This window comes from Shewanella sp. 11B5, from assembly GCF_002836795.1.
GTDB lineage: Bacteria > Pseudomonadota > Gammaproteobacteria > Enterobacterales > Shewanellaceae > Shewanella > Shewanella frigidimarina.
In genome coordinates this window covers 1-1,110 of sequence record NZ_PJAP01000172.1, presented here as the reverse complement: position 1 = coordinate 1,110, position 1,110 = coordinate 1, and the positions used below count along the sequence as shown (strand labels likewise).

Annotated in this window: 1 protein-coding gene and 1 pseudogene; both read left to right on the top strand. The window is 36.4% G+C overall.

Going from position 1 to position 1,110, the window contains the following annotated elements; all coding sequences use genetic code 11:
• On the top strand, nucleotides 1-434 hold a 434-nt coding region (locus tag CXF78_RS01420), incomplete at its 5' end, for a nuclear transport factor 2 family protein (RefSeq protein ID WP_102035755.1).
• 384 nt (nucleotides 435-818) lie between these two features.
• Nucleotides 819-1,110, top strand: a pseudogene (locus CXF78_RS21605) (hypothetical protein); the annotation flags it as partial.

Genomic DNA, 1,110 nt, shown 5'->3' with positions numbered 1-1,110 from the left:
TATTAGTATTTTTTTCTTGTACGGTAACAGCCGATACAAATGTTGATAGTCAAAATGTAACAAGAGCGGTGCTCGACTATATAGAATCGCAACACAACGTCGAGCCTGAGTTGATGAGAAGAGGCGTTGATAAGAAGTTAGCTAAAAGAACTTATTGGCAATCTAAAGATGGCTCTGAAATTATAATGGAAACTGATTTTGACACTATGGTGTGGGTGGCTGAAAACTATAATAAAGAGGGTAATAAATTCCCGTCATCTCCTAAAGTTGATATCAATATTTTGGATATTGATAATAAAGTTGCATCGGTAAAATTAATCGTCGATGATTGGATTGATTACATGCATCTATATAAAAATGAAAATAATGAGTGGAAAATAATTAACGTTTTGTGGCAATACAATGATCCGGCAAAACATTCGAGTAAACCGTAAATACAACACACTATGGCATCTTACTTTTCTTAACGACTACAAATAGTGCCAATGGTGAGTTTTGGACTTAGGCTCTAATCCCTTATAACCCAATGGTCTACAAAGTGATCAAATCATATTGTCAGTCGCTGGTGGATTCACTCCAATATGAATTATGTCTATTATGGATAGTCGCGCTGATCAAACCACAATCAATTAACAGCCAAATTCATGGGCTGATTCTAGTCTGTTAAGTTCAATTTTCTAATATCTGCCAATGGAATGGCCAATGTGACTATTGTAAAATAGTATTCCTATTAATAACTTGATATTGTTCTGTTGGGCTTAAAGGTTCCTTTATCGCGAATGTTAAAGGTCCGTTTTTATAGATGATGTGGGTATTAAATGATTGATGCTGTTTGTACTTATGGTGGGCAAAGGCACACTTTTTCAATTTTGAAATTTCAGGCGTTACCTGAAACTGAAATTGAAAAATTTAGGCAGTTTTTACAATGCCCAGAGTGCGAAGGAAAGGCTTACTATCGTAAGAGAAGCTCAGACGGTAAAACGGCGTGTTTTGGCTCTCGATATCATGTTGCAGGATGCGATGAAGGCCATCCTTCAACTCAACGAGACCGAGAGACCAGACATAGTGTAGAAGTGAATAAGGTCATTTCTGATGCTGATATTATTAGCA